The 15,538-nt window shown below is 71.9% G+C and carries 16 protein-coding genes and 1 tRNA gene; 9 read left to right on the top strand and 8 right to left on the bottom strand.

Features of this window, described 5'->3' with window-relative positions:
• Window positions 1–80: 80 nt before the first annotated feature.
• The 3 genes from lysA to ACGF3J_RS07625 form a co-directional block, all read right to left on the bottom strand.
• Complete coding sequence (gene lysA / locus ACGF3J_RS07635) at window positions 81–1,472, bottom strand: diaminopimelate decarboxylase (RefSeq protein ID WP_161330322.1); 1,392 nt, start codon at window positions 1,470–1,472, stop codon at window positions 81–83.
• A 25-nt stretch (window positions 1,473–1,497) separates the two neighbouring features.
• Window positions 1,498–2,562 carry an ArgS-related anticodon-binding protein NrtL gene (gene nrtL / locus ACGF3J_RS07630; RefSeq protein ID WP_393853613.1) on the bottom strand — a complete coding sequence of 355 codons (1,065 nt, stop codon included), beginning with the start codon at window positions 2,560–2,562 and terminating at the stop codon, window positions 1,498–1,500.
• A 99-nt stretch (window positions 2,563–2,661) separates the two neighbouring features.
• Window positions 2,662–3,123: a response regulator gene (locus tag ACGF3J_RS07625; protein ID WP_386934498.1), complete on the bottom strand. Its 462-nt coding sequence runs from the start codon at window positions 3,121–3,123 to the stop codon at window positions 2,662–2,664.
• Between the two features lie 188 nt (window positions 3,124–3,311).
• Between ACGF3J_RS07625 and ACGF3J_RS07620 the strand changes: the two genes are divergently transcribed.
• Window positions 3,312–3,383 (top strand) — tRNA-Arg (locus tag ACGF3J_RS07620).
• Between the two features lie 180 nt (window positions 3,384–3,563).
• Here the strand turns inward: ACGF3J_RS07620 and ACGF3J_RS07615 are convergent.
• Window positions 3,564–3,959 carry a hypothetical protein gene (locus ACGF3J_RS07615; RefSeq protein WP_237552658.1) on the bottom strand — a complete coding sequence of 132 codons (396 nt, stop codon included), beginning with the start codon at window positions 3,957–3,959 and terminating at the stop codon, window positions 3,564–3,566.
• A 435-nt stretch (window positions 3,960–4,394) separates the two neighbouring features.
• On the opposite strand from ACGF3J_RS07615, the gene ACGF3J_RS07610 reads away from it, so the two are divergent.
• The gene (locus ACGF3J_RS07610; protein ID WP_161330326.1) at window positions 4,395–5,294 is read left to right on the top strand and encodes an aminoglycoside phosphotransferase family protein; all 900 of its coding nucleotides are present in this window, start codon (window positions 4,395–4,397) and stop codon (window positions 5,292–5,294) included.
• A 25-nt stretch (window positions 5,295–5,319) separates the two neighbouring features.
• Here ACGF3J_RS07610 and ACGF3J_RS07605 read toward each other — a convergent pair whose 3' ends face one another.
• The 4 genes from ACGF3J_RS07605 to ACGF3J_RS07590 all read right to left on the bottom strand — a co-directional run bounded on the left by ACGF3J_RS07605 (window position 5,320) and on the right by ACGF3J_RS07590 (window position 9,503).
• Window positions 5,320–5,760, bottom strand: coding sequence for a VOC family protein (locus ACGF3J_RS07605; protein WP_161330327.1), 441 nt, complete (start codon window positions 5,758–5,760; stop codon window positions 5,320–5,322).
• A 116-nt stretch (window positions 5,761–5,876) separates the two neighbouring features.
• On the bottom strand, window positions 5,877–6,440 hold the full coding sequence (locus tag ACGF3J_RS07600; protein WP_161330328.1) for a dihydrofolate reductase family protein: 564 nt from the start codon (window positions 6,438–6,440) through the stop codon (window positions 5,877–5,879).
• A 131-nt stretch (window positions 6,441–6,571) separates the two neighbouring features.
• A complete protein-coding gene (locus ACGF3J_RS07595; RefSeq protein WP_161330329.1) occupies window positions 6,572–7,456 on the bottom strand; it encodes a patatin-like phospholipase family protein in 885 nt (294 codons plus the stop codon).
• Between the two features lie 142 nt (window positions 7,457–7,598).
• On the bottom strand, window positions 7,599–9,503 hold the full coding sequence (locus tag ACGF3J_RS07590; protein WP_393853612.1) for an FAD-dependent oxidoreductase: 1,905 nt from the start codon (window positions 9,501–9,503) through the stop codon (window positions 7,599–7,601).
• 328 nt (window positions 9,504–9,831) lie between these two features.
• Here ACGF3J_RS07590 and ACGF3J_RS07585 point away from each other — a divergent pair, with 328 nt between their 5' ends.
• The 7 genes from ACGF3J_RS07585 (at window position 9,832) to ACGF3J_RS07555 (ending at window position 15,430) form a co-directional block, all read left to right on the top strand.
• Entirely contained in the window at window positions 9,832–11,076 is a 1,245-nt protein-coding gene (locus ACGF3J_RS07585) for a SchA/CurD-like domain-containing protein (protein ID WP_393853611.1), read from the top strand.
• Between the two features lie 171 nt (window positions 11,077–11,247).
• Window positions 11,248–11,688 (top strand): cupin domain-containing protein, encoded by a 441-nt coding sequence (locus ACGF3J_RS07580; RefSeq protein ID WP_161330332.1) that lies wholly within the window; start codon window positions 11,248–11,250, stop codon window positions 11,686–11,688.
• On the top strand, window positions 11,685–12,968 hold the full coding sequence (locus tag ACGF3J_RS07575; protein ID WP_161330333.1) for a beta-ketoacyl synthase: 1,284 nt from the start codon (window positions 11,685–11,687) through the stop codon (window positions 12,966–12,968). The genes ACGF3J_RS07580 and ACGF3J_RS07575 overlap by 4 nt, the downstream gene beginning before the upstream one ends.
• Window positions 12,965–14,233: a ketosynthase chain-length factor gene (locus ACGF3J_RS07570; RefSeq protein WP_393853610.1), complete on the top strand. Its 1,269-nt coding sequence runs from the start codon at window positions 12,965–12,967 to the stop codon at window positions 14,231–14,233. Before ACGF3J_RS07575 ends, ACGF3J_RS07570 begins: the two co-directional genes overlap by 4 nt.
• A gap of 72 nt (window positions 14,234–14,305) precedes the next feature.
• On the top strand, window positions 14,306–14,575 hold the full coding sequence (locus ACGF3J_RS07565; protein ID WP_125494559.1) for an acyl carrier protein: 270 nt from the start codon (window positions 14,306–14,308) through the stop codon (window positions 14,573–14,575).
• Window position 14,576: 1 nt separating this feature from the next.
• Window positions 14,577–15,056: an SRPBCC family protein gene (locus ACGF3J_RS07560; RefSeq protein ID WP_161326480.1), complete on the top strand. Its 480-nt coding sequence runs from the start codon at window positions 14,577–14,579 to the stop codon at window positions 15,054–15,056.
• 38 nt (window positions 15,057–15,094) lie between these two features.
• Window positions 15,095–15,430, top strand: a complete 336-nt coding sequence (locus tag ACGF3J_RS07555; RefSeq protein WP_161326481.1) for a TcmI family type II polyketide cyclase — start codon at window positions 15,095–15,097, stop codon at window positions 15,428–15,430.
• Window positions 15,431–15,538 lie beyond the last annotated feature (108 nt).

The raw sequence follows: 15,538 nt of genomic DNA, 5'->3' as shown, positions 1-15,538 counted from the left end.
TTCGGACGGGCCCGGAACGAAAGATCTTCGCCCGCGCCCGCCTTCCCCACCCCGGCCTCCCCCGACCCCGGCTCTCGGTCTCAGCCGACGTCGAGACGCAGCAGGTCCTCCTCGGTCTCACGCCGCACGATGACCCGCGCCTCACCGTCCCGCACCGCGACGACCGGCGGGCGCAGCACGTGGTTGTAGTTGCTGGCCATGGAGCGGCAGTACGCGCCCGTCGCCGGTACGGCGATCAGGTCACCGGGGGCCAGGTCGCCCGGCAGGAAGGCGTCCTTGACCACGATGTCCCCGCTCTCGCAGTGCTTGCCGACGACGCGGGCCAGCATCGGCTCGGCGTCGGAGGTGCGGGAGGCGAGGGCGACGCTGTACTCGGCGTCGTAGAGCGCGGTCCGGATGTTGTCCGACATGCCCCCGTCCACGGAGACGTACGTCCGCAGCCCGTCGAGCGGCTTGACGGTGCCGACCTCGTAGAGCGTGAAGGCGGTCGGGCCCACGATGGCCCGCCCGGGCTCGACGGAGATCCGCGGCGTGCGCAGCCGCGCGCCCTCGCACTCCCTCGTCACGATCTCGGTCAGCGCCTTGGCGATCTCGTGCGGCTCACGGGGGTCGTCGTCGCTCGTGTAGGCGATCCCGAGCCCGCCGCCCAGATCGATCTCCGGCAGCTCGACCCCGTGCTCGTCGCGGATGTCCTTGAGCAGCCCGACCACACGGTGCGCGGCGACCTCGAACCCGGACATGTCGAAGATCTGCGACCCGATGTGGGAGTGGATCCCGATCAGCTCGATCCCGTCGAGCTGAAGGGCCCGGCGCACGGCCTCCGCGGCCTGTCCGCCGGCCAGCGGGATGCCGAACTTCTGGTCCTCGTGCGCGGTGGCGATGAACTCGTGCGTGTGCGCCTCGACGCCGACGGTGATACGGATCTGCACCCGCTGCCGCTTGCCCAGCGACTCGGCGGTGTGGGCGACGCGCACGATCTCCTGGAAGGAGTCGAGCACGATCCGCCCGACGCCCGCGGCGACGGCCCGCTCGATCTCCTCGGGCGACTTGTTGTTGCCGTGGAAGGCGATGCGCTCGGCGGGCATGCCCGCGGACAGCGCGGTGGCCAGCTCGCCGCCGGAGCACACGTCGAGATTGAGCCCCTCCTCGTCCAGCCACCGCACGACGGCGCGCGAGAGGAAGGCCTTGCCGGCGTAGAAGACGTCGGCGTCGGTCCCGAAGGCGGTACGCCAGGCCCGCGCCCGCTCCCGGAAGTCGGCCTCGTCGAGGATGTAGGCGGGGGTGCCGTACTCCTCGGCGAGCTGGGTGACGGCGATCCCCCCGACGGTGACGGCACCGTCCGCGTCCCGCCCGACAGTGTGGGCCCACACCTTGGGGTCGAGGGCGTTGAGATCGGCGGGCGGTGCGGAGTAGTGCCCCTCGGTGAGGACGTCGGCGTGACGGGGCCCGGCGGGGTGTGCGGAACGGCTCATTTCTTCGCTGACTCTCTCGCTGGCTTCACAGGTGGTCGGGTGCGTCGATACCGAGCAGGGTCAGGCCGCCGGCCAGCACCGTCCCGGCGGCTTCGGCGAGGGCGAGCCGGGCACGGTGGGCGGCCGAGGGTTTCTCCCCACCGCGCGGCAGCACGGCGGGCAGAAAGGGCAGCACGGCATCGGCGACGGTGACGAGGTGCCGGGCGAGGCGGTCGGGGGCGTGGTGGGCCGCGGCGGCGGCGAGTACGCGGGGGTGGTCGGCGAGCAGCGCGCACATCCCGTGCGTGTCCGGGTGTTCCACGGGCCCCGGCTCGGCGGCGAAGCCGAGGTCGGCCGCGTTGCGCGCGAGGGCGCGGGTGCGGGCGTGGGCGTACCGCACGCGGAAGAGGGGATTGCTCTCGCGCTGGACGAGATGCTCGTCACCGATCCGGGGCCGGTCGTGGGCGGCGGGGTGGAGCAGCGCCCAGCGTCCGGCGTCCCGGCCGAGGGGCAGGGGGTCGCCTGGGGCGGGGACGGGCCTGATGTCGACGGGCGGCTCGTCGGGCGCGGGTCGCCCGGCATCGACATCGACGCGTACGCCGAGGGCGACGGCCCATTCCGGCGGGGGCGGGGTGGTGCAGCTGACGCGGGCGAGGGTGCCCTGGGAGCGCAGGATGCGGGCGGCGGCGTCGGCGACGACGAGGGCGCGGGGATGGTGCTCGCACCGCAGCCCCACAGGCCGCCGTGCGCCCTCTCCGTCCTCAGGGACGACGTGGCCGTACCGCGGCCCGCGCCGCAGCACGTCGGCGACCAGCTCGGCCGGGGCGGCGCGGTGGAGGCTGATGTTGAGAAACCCGGGCCCGGTGAGGACGACGTCGGCGATGCCGTCGGCGCCTGTGAGATGCGCCCGCAGCACCTCGGCGACCCGGTACGGCGGCTGCCCGGCCGGCCGGGCCAGCTGGAGGGCGATACCGGTGGCGTAGTCACCACATCCGCCGGGCCCCGGAGGCCCTACCCGGACCCTCCCGGGCACGTCCACGTCCAGCTCTCCCCCGTCGACAGCGCGACGCACCGCGCGCAGGACGGTACGGGAGAGCTCTACGGGGGTCACGGGTCAAGCGTATGGGAGGAGGGGGGTGGGGTGGCCAACCGGTTTCGGGGAGTCCCGGGATATGGACGGCAGGGACTCAGAGGGAGGTGACAGGGACGATCACGCCTGGGCCGAGGACTCACTCTCCTCCGCGTGGGACGACGAGGCGGCCGCCCCGTCACCACCCACCACACCGACGCCCGTGACGGTCCGCTCGGCCAACTGCCGTACGAGTCTGACGAGCTCGGCCGGCTCGAAGGGCTTGGAGAGGAAGGCGTCGACCCCGGCGGCGAACCCCGCGTCGACCTCGTACCGCGTACAGGCGCTCACGATCGCGATCGGAAGCTCCCGGGTACGCGGATCGGCACGCAGCCGCGCGGCGGTCCGGAGCCCGTCCAGGCGGGGCATGACCACGTCGAGCGTGACCACGTCGGGCCGCACCTGATGGACGACATCCAGACACTCGACACCATCGCCCGCGGTCACGACCTCGAAGCCCTCCAGCTCGAGATTGACCCTGATCAGCTGCCGGATGACCTTGTTGTCGTCCACAACAAGAACCCGGCCAGACGCCCTAGGCACAACTCGAGAGTAGGTCCGGACCGGCCACCGCGTCCGGCTTTTCCCCACTTCCACCCCTGCGGGGGACAACGCCCCGCACGCGTGCTCCCGACAGGCCCCACGACCCGCGAAAACCCGTTCATGACCACCCCGGGGGAGCTGGTAGTGTTCTACCCGTCGCCGCGAGCAACACCGAACGCGACGAACACGCCCCCGTAGCTCAGGGGATAGAGCAACGGCCTCCGGAGCCGTGTGCGCAGGTTCGAATCCTGCCGGGGGCACACTGTGCAGGTGTGCCCAAGACCCCGTCACCAGCGGAAACGCTGAGAGCGGGGTCTTCGCGTATGTGCAGGCGTGTGCGGCCCGGAGCGGCCGTATGTCGGGGTCTGTGGACGAGGCGTGGACGGCGCCACAGGCAATGGGACCGCAGGTCAGGGCCCGGAAACGCCAGCCACCCGGGATCAGGTCCCGCCGCCGGGCTCGTCCTCGCGCTGCCAGACCCGCGGCCAGTTACCAGAGGGGGGTGGCGGCCCCGCTATATCGAGATCACGTCGGGCAAGGGCGTAGAAGGCGTCACGCGCTCGGCTCACCTGCTGCACGGCTCTTGTCCATCCCGCATGATCGTCCTTCAGACCGCGCGCGTACAGCTCAACGTTCCAAACCGCTTCGTGCCAGTTACGTGCCGCCCCGATCGTTTCTGCGTCGCCGATCAGCAGCACGGATTCCCACTCGGCTGCACGCCGTACTTCATTCTCAGCAAGCTGCGTCATGCCCTGCTCGGGATCCAGCGGGTCCACTGCGTGCGGAAACCCTCTTGCCGCACCCATGCGCTGCGCAACGCTCAGCTGCTGCTTCAAGGTGTTGGCGTAGGACGCATACGCATCCAGCCTCTTTTCGTCCCACCGCTCAGCTCTGCCTCGTCGCCACCGGCTCCGCTCCGTGAAGTTCGTCGCCACGTAGGAACTCGCGGCTCCAACGACAACACCCAGCAAAGCTGGCACCTGATCCCACAAAGTCAATCCCCCCTAGTCGACTCAACCAGCCGGAGACACGGTGCCGTATCCAGGGGGCTCCGGGCCAGATGGCAGGCTGAGTTCAGACGCCTGCTGCGACCTGCTGCGAGTTGCCACGGGCGATCCTCTGCCAGGCCTTCCTTCACTCCAGCATCCACCACAAGCCCAACCTGCTCTCGTGAGTAGGCTGGGCTTGGAAACTCGACAGGTGCGGGCATGGACGACTGTGATGGCTGCGACCGTCCGTCGCACGGGGCGGGCCGGCCATGGGAGTTGGTCTTGGAAGCTCAGAGAACTGCGGATACCCGTCCTCGGATCGGCGAGGCGCTGGTCAGGCGGCTGGTCGACAGTCAGTTTCCGCAGTGGGCAGGGATGGACCTGAAGCTTCTCGATCCCTCTGGGTCCGATCACGTGATCTTCCGGTTGGGTGAGGAGCTGTCTGTTCGGCTGCCCCGGCACTCCGGAGCCATCGGGCAGGCCCGGAAGGAATTGCAGTGGCTGCCTCAGCTCGCCCCGCACCTTCCCCTGGCCATCCCGGTACCGGTGGGAGTGGGCGAACCCGACTTCGGTTATCCGTGGCCGTGGGCGGTGTCCCGCTGGCTGGACGGCGAGGTGGCGACCGTCGACGCGCTGGGTGACTCCTCCGGAGCGGCCGTTGAACTGGCCCGGTTTCTCGTCGCCCTGCAGGGGTTCGCACCCGAGGGCATCCCCGACGGAGACGCCAGGGAATGCCTCGCCGGCCGCCCGTTGTCCGACCGGGATCGCGCGACGCGGGTCGCCATCGGTGAGGTCGACGGCCTGTTCGACGCGGCGGCGATGACTGAACTGTGGGACGCGGCGCTGAGTGCGCCCGGATGGGACCGTTCTCCGGTGTGGTTTCACGGTGACTTCCACACCGGCAACCTGCTGGCTCGCGACGGCCGCCTCAGTGCCGTGATCGACTTCGGCGGGCTCGGCGTCGGCGACCCTGCCTGCGACCTGATGATCGCCTTCACCTTGATGTCGGCGGACAGCCGAGCCGCCTTCCGTGATGCGCTCGGCGTGGACGATGCCACCTGGATGCGGGGCCGCGGCTGGGCCCTCGCCACCGGCCTGAACGCCTACACCTACTACGCCGCCGTCAACCCCCGGGTCGCCGCGCAGACGACCCGGCAGATCACCCAAGCCCTCATCGGCTGACAAGCGCAACAACAAGGTCGGACTTTCAACCCAGTTGCTCGGCCAGGCCGATGATGATGCCCTCCGGGCCGCGGACGTAGCAGAGGAGGTACGTGTTCTCGAAGTTGGCGACGTCGCCGAGGAGTTCGGCGCCGTGGGGGCGTAGGCGGGTGAGCGTGGAGTTCAGGTCGTCGACGGCGTACATGACTCGGTGGGTGCCCAGGATGTTGTGGGGGCGGTTGCGGGGGGTGTCGGCGGTTGCCTTCGGGGTGCGGTACCTCGAGAGTTCGAGGCGGCTGTGGCCGTCCGGGGTGCGGAGCATCGCGATGTCGCAGTGGACGCCGTCGAGTCCGGTGCACTGGTCGGCGACGGGGCCCTCGATCTCCGTCCTGCCCTCCAGTTCCATACCGAGTTCCACGAAGAACGCGATCGCGGCGTCCATGTCCTCCACGACGATGCCGATGTTGTCCATTCGCTGAATGGCCATGATCTCTCTTCTCCCTTTTCGGTCGTTGTGGTGCGGCCGGTAGTGGCGGTCGCGTCCCTGGGACGGAGCCGAGAGCGCGGTCTCGACATCCGGGGGCGAGGAGAATCGGGGGAGGATCACGCCGGGACGTATCGGGTCAGGACGATGCCGCTGCGGAACGTCTTCGCGTCGGCCAGGCGGAGGCCGGGGATCTCGAAGCCGTCGGGGAAGAGTCTGCGGCCTCTGCCCTGGACCACCGGGTAGACGAAGAGGCGGTACTCGTCCACGAGGCCGGCCTGGATCAGGGTGTGGGCCAGGCGGATGCTGCCGGTCAGGACGATGTCCTTGCCGCCCTGCTGCGCCTTGAGGGCGCGGACTTCCTCGACCGGGTCGCCCGTCAGTACCGTCGAGTTGTCCCACATCGGGTCGGTGAGGGTGGAGGACACGACGTACTTCTGGACCTGGTTGAGGTACGCGGTGATGCCGGTGGGGTCGTCGGTCTGGTTCGGCCAGTAGCCGCGGAAGTCCTCGAATGTCCTCCGGCCCAGCAGCAGCGCGTCGGCGTGGCTGTCCTGCCGGTGGCTCTCCTCCAAGACGTCGGACATGTCGACCTCGCCCTGGGCCTGGGGGTCGAACCAGTCGGTGAGCATCTCGATGGAGCCGTCGACGGTGATGTTCTCGGTGATCGCGAGTGTGCGCATGTCGGTTCTCCTGAGCGGGCGGCCACGGGCGAGTGCGGGGGGGCCGTCTCGTGACACTCTCCCAGGGCGGGCGTCGCATTCGTCCGACCGTGCTCGGCGCCGACCGTGTGACAACGATGCAGGGCGGAGGGTCAGCGAGCCGGGAAGTGTTCGCTGCGGTGCGGATCCGAGCCGTCCCAGACCTCCCGGACCGTCTCCGCGTACTCCCTGCCCTGGCGTCGTCCCTCCCTTGCCGCACCCGGGATGCGGGCGGCGTTCAGGGGGTTGCGGCCGAAGGCTCGGCGGGCGGCTCGGTCGGGGGTCAGGAGGGTGGCCCGGGTGCCGTGGGTGGTCAGGGTGCGGATGTGGGACTGGGCGCTCGGGGTGGCGCCCGCCGCCTTCGGGATGGGAGCCAGGACGACCACCCTCGCGCAGTCGGTGAGCAGGTCGGCGTTGGTCGTGGAGCGCACGCCGCCGTCCATCCAGCGGGCCTTGCCGATGGTGATCGGCGGAAAGAGGGGTGGCAGGGCGCAGGTGGCGGCCATGGCGTGGGGGAGGTCGACTCCGTCGGCCGCCGTGAAAGCGGTGGGGGTGCCGGTGAGGGCGTCCACCGCGAAGAGGCGTACCTCGCGCTCCGGCCAGTCCGGGACCGGGATGTGGGGGCCTATCGCCTCCAGGACCGCGGTCTCCGGTACGTCGCGTACCGAGAGGGCCAGCCGGCTCAGGTGCTCGAGCGTCTTGCCCTGGTCGCGTGAGCGCAGGGACGCCCACAGGTACCTGACCGTCATCGACAGGGTGAAGTCCACGTCGATCATGGGGCGGTCGCGGTTGATCTGCTCCGTGTAGAGGGCGGACGGTGTCGAGCCCTTCGCCAGGTCCAGGGCCAGCAGGGAGCCGGCCGACGTGCCCGCGAGGACGTCCGCGTCGCCTAGGTGCACACCGGCGTCGGCCAGTCCCGCCAGTACGCCCACCTGCCAGCCGTATGCGGTCAGGCCGCCTCCGCCCAGGACCAGTGCGGTGTTCGGCTGTTTCGTCATGTCCGACCCCCTTGCCGCATTTAGCGCGCATCTTAACGGGGACCACTCCCCGGTTTGGCTGCCGCCGAGACGGTAGCAAACAAGTGGGGAGTGGTCCACGTTTAGGGTGGGGTGCCCTCTCACGTGCTCGTTCCCGTGCGTGTCACGCGCGGGCCAGCACCGTCCTGATCACCTGGCGCAGCATCGACTCGGGGTCCGGCGCCGGGCCCGGGGAGCGCCAGGCGACGAAGCCGTCGGGGCGGACCAGGACCGCGCCGCCACGGGTCACTCCGTGGGACTTCGCCCAGTCCCTCTCCTCGTCGTCCTGGACCAGGTCGGCCTCCGGGGTGCCGCCCACGCGGTACGGCTTCAGCGGGATCCTCATCTCGGCCGCCAGCCGGGTCGCCGCCTCGTGCCAGCCGGTGGGCTGGGCCGCGTCGCTGAGCAGGACCAGGGAGTCCTCGTAGAGGTCCAGGGTGGAGACGCGGGCGTCGCCCTTGCGGAGCCAGAGGTGCGGGGCCCTGCTGCCGGGTGCGCCGGAGAGGTCGAGGCCCTCCGGGACCACCGGGGTCGCCTGGTCGGCGCCGACCACCGCGCCCTGGGGGTAGCGGTAGCCGAGGGCGACGTTCAGGATGCCGCCGGGGCCGCCGGCCGGTGCTCCGCCGGGGCCGCCAGGACCGCCCGGGCCTCCGGGCGCGCCACCGGGACCGCCAGGCCTGCCGGCCGCATTGCCGGGACCGCCAGGCGCTCCGCCGGGCCCACTGGGCCCACCTGCCGCACCACCGGGACCACCAGGACCAGCTGGCGCCCCACCGGGACCACCACGACCGCCGGGACCGGCAGGACCACCGGGACCACCGGGCCCGCCACCCGCACCCGGCCCCCCGCCCGTCATCCCCGGCGGCGGCGCGAAGCCCGGGTGGCTGTGTTCCACCGAGCGGCCCGCGGCTCGGGCGCTGGTGGCCTCGGCGACCGGGCGGCGTTCCGCGTCGTAGGTGTCCAGGAGGCCTTCGCCCGCCCAGCCCTCCAGGACCGCGGCCAGCTTCCAGGCGAGGTTGTGCGCGTCCTGGATGCCGGTGTTGGAGCCGAAGGCGCCGGTGGGGGACATCTCGTGGGCCGAGTCGCCGGCCAGCAGGACGCGGCCGGAGCGGTAACTGCGGGCCACCCGCTGGGCGGCGTGCCAGGGGGCCTTGCCGGTGATCTCGACGTCGAGGTCCGGGTCGCCGATCGCGCGGCGGATGTGGGCGGCGCAGCGCTCCTCGGTGAAGTCCTCGACCGTCTCGCCCCGTTCGGGGTGCCAGGGGAGGTGGAAGACCCAGTTCTCGCGGTTGTCGACCGGCAGGAGGGCGCCGTCGGCGTCCTCGCCGGTCAGGTAGCAGACGATGAAGCGGCGGTCGCGCACCACGTCGGCCAGGCGGCGGGAGCGGAAGGTGGCGCTGACGTTGTGGAAGAGGTCGCCCGGGCCGCTCTGGCCGATGCCGAGCTGCTCGCGGACGGGGCTGCGGGGGCCGTCGGCGGCGACCAGGTAGTCCGCGCGGATGGTGGTGTGCTCGCCGGTCTCCCGGCTCTTCACCACCGCCGTGACGCCGTCGGCGTCGTTCTCGAACGACAGCAGTTCGGTGCCGAAGCGCAGGTCACCGCCGAGGTTGGTGGCGTGGGTGAGGAGTTCGGGCTCCAGGTCGTTCTGGCTGCACAGGCACCAGCCGCTGGGGCTGAAGCGGGCCAGTCCGCCGCCCGGGTCCATCTCCTTGAGCAGCCACTCCCCCTCGTCGCCCACCAGCGTGGTCGTCTGCAGGATGCCGTGGTTGTCGGCCAGGGTGGCGGCGGCCTTCCTGATGTCCGGCTCGGTGCCGGCCACCCGGAAGATCTCCATGGTGCGGACGTTGTTGCCGCGCCCGCGGGGGTGGATGGAGGTGCCGGCGTGGCGCTCCACCAGGGTGTGCCGGACGCCGAGGCGCCCCAGGAACACCGAGGTCGACAGGCCCACCAGGGACCCGCCGACGATGAGGACCGGAACCCGGTGGACCGCAGGGGCGGCGCCTCCGGGCCGGTCGGCTCTTTCGTTCATCGTTCGTCCTCCGTTGTGACACACGTCCGTCCTTCGGTATGGCGGACGTAGTCCTCGCTGTGACCGACGGGCGTCCTCGTATGCGGGACCGTCGTCGAGTGATTCGCCCCGCGCCAGATGTGCGCCGGGGCTCTCATGCCTTCCCCGTCGGGCCTGATGAGGCCCGCGGCGGAGGAGCTTTCACCCGCTTGTCACGCCTGGCGCGCGGTCCTCGCGGGCACGTCCGACGATCGGCTTATTGCGACCGGCGTACCGCCCGAGCCATGGCGTGCGCCGCGACGATCGCCCCCAGTCCCAGAGAAAGTTCCCCGGAGAAGAGGTGGGCCGGATGACGGTCTCTCCCGTCGAAACCACGGATGGCGTGTCGGCGGATGCCCTGACCACTGACGCCGGGGCGACGCCCGTCGCCCCGGCCGCGGACGCCGACGGCGTATCGACGTCGGCGTTCGACGGATCCCGCGTACGGGTCGTGCTGATGCTGGACATCCACGACGGAATGCAGCAGGAGTTCCTGGACGCGTACGACGGCATCCGCGACCGGGTCGCCGCCGTTCCGGGACACATCACCGATCAGCTGTGCCAGTCCGTCGACAACCCCACCCAATGGCTCCTCACCAGCGAGTGGGAGACCGCTGAGCCCTTCCTGAGCTGGGTCAGCAGCGACGAGCACCTGGACATGGTCGAGCCGCTGCAGAACTGCGTCCGGGACACCCACTCCCTGCGCTACAGCGTGCTGCGCGAGACCGAGGGCGACGAGAACTCGTCCGGCGCGGCCGGTGAGTCGCTGCGGTCCGCTCCCCGGATCGGGGACAACATCGTCCGGCACGCCCTGACCTTCACCGTGCGGCCCGGCTCCGAGCCCGACGTCGCCCGGCTGCTGTCCGACTACGCGGCGCCCGCGGCCCAGGTCGACGACTCAAACCGGCTGCTGCGCACGTCGGTCTTCATGCACGGCAACCGGGTCGTCCGGGCCGTGGAACTGCGGGGCGACCTGCAGACCGCGTTGCGGCACGTGGCCCGGCAGCCGGGCGTGCGGGCGGTCGAGGAGGCTCTCAACCCGCATCTGGAGCAGGAGCGGGACCTGCGCGACCCGCGCTCCGCCCGGGAGTTCTTCACCCGCGCCGCCATGCCGGCCGTCCACCACGTGGCGTCGCAGGGCCGGTTCGGTGCCGGCGGGCAGCGGCTCGCGCTGCTCTACCCGGTGCGGCCGGGCGCCGGTCCGGAGCTGGCCCGGCTGCTGGCCCACCGGGACGCGTCCGCCCTGCGGGCGCAGGACGGCCCGGTCCTCGCGGCCACCGTCTTCCACCGCGACGACCTCGTCGTACGGCTCGTCGACGTGGACGGCGACCCGGACGGGGCGCCCGTGTCCGCCGTCCTCGGTCTGCCCGCGGCCGCCGGGCCCGGCAGGTCGGCCGGAGCCGCCGCGGCAGCCGTGATCGAGGCCGCCGAGCGGCTCCTGGACACCGCCGCGTACGGCATCGATGGGCCCCTCGGCGAGCCCCGCACCCTGGCGTTGCTGCTGGCGCGGGCCCGTATGACGCCCCTGACCGACCGGCACGCGTCCGACGCCTGAACCAGGCCCACCGGCGGGCTCCCTTCGCACCGCCCTCCCGAACCGACCGACACCCGCACCACGCACCCGCCACGCATCCGGTACGGCCCGACGGCGCGCCCTCCGGTCCGCGTGGTCCCCCGTCCCTCACCCTCCTCCCCCACCGCTTCTCGTCACCCCGGAGTGAACGACATGACAGACAAGCAGGTAAACATCATCTCGATCGGCGACGTCGCGCCGAACCGCCGCCGCGGAGGAGACATCCGCGCCCTGCTCACACCCACCAGCGCCGGTGCGACCAGCGGCTTCATGGGCGTGGCCATCGTGCAGCCCGGCGAGCGGATCGCCGAGCACTACCACCCGTACTCCGAGGAGTTCGTGTACGTCACCGAGGGCGCCCTCGAGGTGGACCTGGACGGTGCGCCGCACGCGCTCACCGTCGGGCAGGGGATGCTGATCCCGCAGGACATGCGCCACCGCTTCCGCAACGTCGGGGACGTCGAGGCGCGGCTCGTCTTCCACCTGGGCCCGCTGGCCCCGCGGCCCGAGGTGGGCCACGTGGACACGGAGGACGCGGCCGGCAACGCGATCCCGCACGAGCGGCCCGCCGCGGCGGCCGAGGCCGTGTCATGAACCGGCGTCGGGTGGCCGTCACGGGCATAGGCGTCGTCGCCCCGGGCGGGATCGGCGCGCCCCAGTTCTGGGGCCTGCTGTCCGACGGCCGTACGGCGACGCGCCGCATCTCCCTCTTCGACCCGGCCGGGCTGCGTTCGCAGATAGCCGCCGAGTGCGACTTCGAACCGGCCGACCACGGCCTCGGTCTGGCCACGGTCCAACGCAGCGACCGCTACGTGCAGTTCGCGCTGGTGGCCGCCGCGGAGGCGGTCCGGGACGCGAACCTCGACCTGACCCGGCAGGACCCCTGGCGGGCCGGCGCCACGCTGGGCACCGCGGTCGGCGGCACCACCCGGCTGGAGCACGACTACGTCCTGGTCAGTGAGCGCGGCTCGCGCTGGGACGTGGACGACAAGCGGGCCGAGCCGCACCTGGAGCGGGCGTTCACCCCGGCGACGCTGTCTTCCGCGGTCGCCGAGGAGTTCGGCGTGCGCGGGCCGGTGCAGACGGTCTCCACGGGCTGCACGTCCGGGCTCGACGCCGTCGGCTACGCCTACCACGCGGTCGCCGAGGGACGCGTCGACGTGTGCCTGGCGGGCGCGGCCGACTCCCCCATATCCCCGATCACGATGGCCTGCTTCGACGCCATCAAGGCGACCTCGCCGAACAACGACGACCCCGCGCACGCCTCCCGGCCCTTCGACGCCGAACGCAACGGCTTCGTGATGGGCGAGGGCGCGGCGGTGCTCGTCCTGGAGGACCTCGAACACGCCCGGGCCCGTGGCGCGGACGTGTACTGCGAGATCTCCGGCTACGCGACGTTCGGCAACGCGTACCACATGACCGGGCTCACCAAGGAGGGCCTGGAGATGGCGCGGGCCATCGACACCGCGCTGGACATGGCCCGCATCGACGGCTCGGACATCGACTACGTCAACGCGCACGGTTCCGGCACCCAGCAGAACGACCGGCACGAGACCGCGGCCGTCAAGCGCTCGCTGGGCGAGCACGCCTACGCGACGCCGATGAGCTCCATCAAGTCGATGGTGGGTCACTCGCTCGGCGCGATCGGCTCGATCGAACTGGCCGCGTGCGTCCTGGCCATGGCCCACCAGGTGGTGCCGCCGACGGCCAACTACACGACCCCGGACCCCGAGTGCGACCTGGACTACGTGCCGCGCGAGGCACGGGAGCGGACGCTGCGGCACGTGCTGTCGGTGGGCAGCGGCTTCGGCGGCTTCCAGTCGGCGGTCGTGCTGAGCGCTTCCGGTTCCGGTTCCGAAGGAGGGCAGCGATGAGCGGACGGCAACGGACCAACGACGGGGCCAGGCGCGCGGTCGTCACCGGGCTCGGTGTGGTGTCCCCGCACGGCGTGGGCGTCGAGGCGCACTGGAAGGCCACCGCGGACGGCACCAGCAGCCTGGGGCCCGTCACGCGGGAGGGCTGCGACCAGCTGCCGCTGCGGGTGGCGGGCGAGGTGCGGGGCTTCGAGGCGGCCGAGACGGTCGAGGAGCGCTACCTCGTGCAGACCGACCGGTTCACGCACTTCGCGCTGTCCGCGACCCAGTTCGCGCTGGACGACGCCCGGTTCGGACGGGCCGACGTCGAGTCGCCGTACTCGGTCGGCGTGGTCACCGCCGCGGGTTCCGGCGGCGGTGAGTTCGGACAGCGGGAGCTGCAGAACCTGTGGAGCCAGGGCTCGCGGTACGTCGGCCCGTACCAGTCGATCGCCTGGTTCTACGCGGCCAGCACCGGCCAGGTCTCCATCCGCAACGACTTCAAGGGCCCCTGCGGGGTCGTGGCCGCCGACGAGGCGGGCGGCCTGGACGCCCTGGCGCACGCGGCGCTGTCCGTGCGGGGCGGCACCGACACGGTGGTCTGCGGCGCGACGGAGGCACCGCTCGCCCCGTACTCGATCGTCTGCCAGCTGGGCTATCCCGAGCTGAGCCGCGCCGCCGAACCCGACCGCGCCTACCGTCCGTTCACCGAGGCGGCCTGCGGGTTCGCGCCGGCCGAGGGCGGTGCCGTGCTGGTCGTGGAGGAGGAGCGGGCGGCCCGGGAGCGCGGCGCGGAGGTGCGGGCGACGGTGGCCGGGCACGCGGCGACCTTCACCGGCGCCGGCCGCTGGGCCGAGTCCCGGGAGGGGCTGGCCCGCGCGATCGAGGGCGCGCTGGCCGCGGCGGGCTGCCGGCCCGAGGAGGTCGACGTGGTCTTCGCGGACGCCCTCGGTGTCCCGGAGGCCGACCGGGCCGAGGCACTGGCCCTGGCCGACGCGCTCGGCCCGCACGCCGCGCGTGTGCCGGTCACCGCGCCCAAGACCGGGACCGGGCGGGCCTACTGCGCCGCTCCGATGCTGGACGTGGCGACGGCGGTGCTCGCCATGGAGCACGGGCTGATCCCGCCGACCCCGCACGTGTTCGAGGTCAGCCACGACCTGGACCTGGTGACCGGCCGGGCACGCCCCGCCGAGTCGCGCACCGCTCTGGTGCTCAGCCGCGGGCTGATGGGTTCCAACTCGGCCCTCGTCCTGCGGCAGGGCGGCACCGCGCCGTCCGCGCACTGAGACCGACCGACGCCAATCCGAGTGAGCGCCGCGTGTGGGCGCGCGCCACCTTGAGTGAAGGAGGACACCCCCATGACCGACCAACTGGCCTACCAGGTGACCGTCGAAGAGCTGGCCGCGCTGATGAAGCGCACCGCCGGCGTGCACGTCGAACCGGAGACCCTGCGCGCGCAGGCCGACGACGGCTTCGACACCTTCGGCCTGGACTCCCTCGGCCTGCTGGGCATCGTGGCCGAGCTGGAGAAGCGGTACGGCCTGGGCCTGCCCGAGCAGGCCGAGCGCTGCAAGACGCCCGCCGATTTCCTCGCGCTGATCAACGGCGCCCTGAAGACGGGAGTGTGACATGGCAGGTCACACCGAGAACGAGATCACCATCGCCGCTCCGATGGAGCTGGTCTGGGACATGACCAACGACATCGACGGCTGGCCCAAGCTGTTCAGCGAGTACGCCTCCGTGGACGTGCTCGAGCGCGACGGCGACCGCGTCACGTTCCGGCTCACCATGCACCCGGACGCGGACGGCAAGGTGTGGAGCTGGGTCTCCGAGCGGGTCGCCGACCCCGTCACCCGCACCGTCCGCGCCCAGCGGGTCGAGACCGGTCCCTTCCAGTACATGAACATCGTCTGGGAGTACGCGGAGACCGCCGAGGGCGTCCTGATGCGCTGGGTCCAGGACTTCGCGATGAAGCCGGACGCTCCGGTGGACGACGCCTGGATGACGGACAACATCAACCGCAACTCCCGTACGCAGATGGCGCTGATCCGGGACCGGATCGAGCAGGCGGCGGGCGAGCGGCGGACCGCGTCGGCGCTCGCCGACTGACACCGACACCGAACGACACCGGCGAAGGGCGTCACCCCATGCACCACACACTGATCGTCGCCCGGATGGCACCCGGCGCGGCCCCGGACATCGCGAAGGTGTTCGCGGAGTCCGACCGCGGCGAGCTGCCGCACCTGGTGGGCGTCAACCGGCGCAGCCTCTTCGAGTTCGGTGACGGTGTGTACCTGCACCTGATCGAGAGCGACGAGGACCCGGCCCCCACGATCGGCCGGCTGACCGGGCATCCTGAGTTCCGCCAGGTCAGCGAGCAGCTGGAGCCGTACGTCTCGGCGTACGACCCGGCGACCTGGCGCGGTCCGAAGGACGCGATGGCCCGCTGCTTCTACCGCTGGGACCGGACCGCCGCGGGCTGACGGTCCGTCCACGCACCGCTTCGGGGTCGCCCGGCACCGGCCGGGCGGCCCCGGCGTGCGTGGGACGGCACGGCGTACCGATCGGTTGCGGGCGGGGGGTCAACTTCT

This window comes from Streptomyces sp. NPDC048171 (assembly GCF_043202655.1).
GTDB lineage: Bacteria > Actinomycetota > Actinomycetes > Streptomycetales > Streptomycetaceae > Streptomyces.
This window is presented reverse-complemented; position numbering and strand designations above follow the sequence as displayed.